The organism is Hoskinsella mucinilytica, assembly GCF_045223415.1.
Taxonomy (GTDB): domain Bacteria; phylum Bacillota_I; class Bacilli_A; order Erysipelotrichales; family Erysipelotrichaceae; genus Hoskinsella; species Hoskinsella mucinilytica.
This window is the reverse complement of sequence record NZ_JBEQZJ010000092.1, coordinates 1-2,425: the sequence shown is the minus strand read 5'-3', so window position 1 is coordinate 2,425 and position 2,425 is coordinate 1. Positions and strand designations below refer to the sequence as shown.

Below are 2,425 nucleotides of genomic sequence, written 5' to 3'. Positions count from 1 at the left end.
AATTTTTTTAAAAATTTGATAAATATAACTTAATCTATATATTTGGGGCATCCGATCTGGAACAACAACACTTGGAAAAAAGATTGCTTATTTTGATCTAAATCGTTTACGATCAAAACTTAAAATTACATAAAAAAAAGGCATCCATATGGGATACCGACTGATCGTTTAATCTTTTGTATCATCTAATATATTGCCTTTTTCAACATTCGGTTGAATAAAGTTTTGGTAAGCATAATCCCAAAGTGTTTGAGAACCAGCTGCGGTATTGCTGTTTCGCTTTAATATCTGACTTAGATGTACACCTCTTTCTTTCCACGCTTGCCCATTTGTAGCGGCATTCAACATGGTAGGTTGTATATTATCCATGGTGTGCGCAAACTCTGCCTCAGGACTTGTTCCCTCTTCAAATTCATCCCAAAGACTTCTTAATTTCGTTCCTTGATCCTTAGGTAACATTGAGAATATACGATCTGCCGCTTTTAATTCACGTTCTCTTTGTGACAGCTTAGCTTTCTCATCATAAGCATAAGTATCACCGGCATCTATTTCAACCAAATCATGAATCAATAACATACTGATCGTTTTTAAAACATCAATTTTTTCATTCGCATATTCACTTAAAAGCAACGTCATAATTGCCATATGCCAAGCATGTTCTGCATCATTTTCTTTTCTGGTTGCTCCGGTAAGATATGTTTGTCTTCCTATAAATTTCTCTTTATCGATTTCTTTACAAAATGCAATTTGTTGATCTAATCTTTCTTTATCCATTTTTTCACCTTCTTGTTCTTTATTTTACCACGTAATTTAGATCTTGCTATCTAACTTTATGATATTTATGAAAAAAGCGGATATATAAATATAAATTAAGAGGTTGTAAGAACTGCTTCAAATAGCTTACAACCTTTATAATACATAGTGCTTGATAAACCATGATACGCCTTGTTCTTCATTGGTTTTTGTCACATAAGTTGCCTGATTTTGAATTTCTTTTGTGGCATTTTTCATCGCAACACTATAGGCTGCAACATCAAACATACTAACATCATTATAATTATCACCAAATACCAAGACCTCTTTTGAGGATATTTGTAAATACTTCATGAGCTTTTGTAAAGTGTTTCCTTTGGATGCATCTATATGGGTAAGTGTATAGATATCTCCTTCTGATCGAACACAATGAGCTTCTTTACATTGATCATTCATTTCTTTCATCATGCGTGCCATCTTTTCTTCATCTTCATGAATGATAACAACCTTAAAAATGGAGTGCTCGATAATTTCATGTATCGTGTTTGTTTCTACAATTTCACTTTTGCCTTTTAATCGCTCCATAAAATGTAACAGCCCCGGATGAGATCCTTGTGGATATACAGCAAAGTTCGAATAGGCGAGAAATGGAATATTTGCTTGCTTCAACATGGTCAAAGACAACAACAGATCAGAAGAAGATATGCTACATTCATAGATACATCTTCTTCCTTCAAACATGTTTGCCCCATTATTCGTAATATAGGGAACATCGATCTGTAATTGGGATACAAAGTCTTGCATGATATGCATATTACGACCGGATCCAAATGTAAAGGCTATGCCCTGCTCTCTCATGGCTGGTAAAAGAGAGGGCATATTTTGATCTATTTGTTTGTTTTCATTTAAAAGGGTTCCATCTAAGTCTGCAACGATCAACTTGATGTTAGTTAGCTTTTCCATAACGCTTTTACTTTATGGATGATTGCTTGTGCATTTAGTTCATATTTTTCAAGAAGTGCTTGTGGCGTTCCACTTTCTCCAAAACGATCTTGCATTCCCATCATGATCATTCTCACTGGTTGAGTCTGTACCAGTACCTCTGAAATTGCACTGCCTAATCCACCAATTACACTATGTTCCTCACAGCTTATGATCATTTCATGCGCTTTTGCTGTTTCCTCGATCAATTCCTTATCGATTGGTTTGATGGTTGGCATGTCGATGATGGTAATCTCTATTCCTTCTTGTTTCAATGTTTCATAAGCATTCAGTGCTTCTTGTACCATCATTCCCGTCGCAATGATCGCAATACGTTTTCCTTTTCTCAATACATTCCCTTTTCCAAAGGTAAAGGCTGTTTCTTTTTTGTATACATCTTCTACATCGCCTCGTCCCAATCGTATATAACATGGTCCATCTAGCTCTGCTACTGCTTTTACTATGGCTTCACTTTGGGATGCGTCGCATGGACTAAACACTTTCATATTCGGTATGGCTCTCATCAATGCCAGATCTTCAATTGCTTGATGACTTGCGCCATCTTCTCCTACAGTAATGCCTGCATGTGTTGCGCATATTTTTACATTAAGATTGGGATACGCAATGCTGTTTCTGATTTGTTCATAAGCTCTTCCTGCCGCAAACATCGCAAAGCTGGATGCATATACGA

The 2,425-nt window shown here is 36.0% G+C and carries 3 protein-coding genes; all 3 read right to left on the bottom strand.

Going from position 1 to position 2,425, the window contains the following annotated elements; all coding sequences use genetic code 11:
• Nucleotides 1-168: 168 nt before the first annotated feature.
• Nucleotides 169-774: an HD domain-containing protein gene (locus UGRO018_RS17585; protein ID WP_416327816.1), complete on the bottom strand. Its 606-nt coding sequence runs from the start codon at nt 772-774 to the stop codon at nt 169-171.
• Nucleotides 775-909: 135 nt separating this feature from the next.
• Nucleotides 910-1,716, bottom strand: coding sequence for an HAD family hydrolase (locus UGRO018_RS17580; RefSeq protein ID WP_416327815.1), 807 nt, complete (start codon nt 1,714-1,716; stop codon nt 910-912).
• Nucleotides 1,704-2,425: transketolase family protein (locus UGRO018_RS17575; RefSeq protein WP_416327814.1), on the bottom strand; the 722-nt coding region annotated here is incomplete at its 5' end. The genes UGRO018_RS17575 and UGRO018_RS17580, both read right to left, overlap by 13 nt.

Bases quoted from the DNA above. Each gene is read 5' to 3' on its own strand.
- UGRO018_RS17585 (WP_416327816.1), bottom strand. From the start codon at position 774: ATGGATAAAGAAAGATTAGATCAACAAATTGCATTTTGTAAAGAAATC.
- UGRO018_RS17580 (WP_416327815.1), bottom strand. From the start codon at position 1,716: ATGGAAAAGCTAACTAACATCAAGTTGATCGTTGCAGACTTAGATGGA.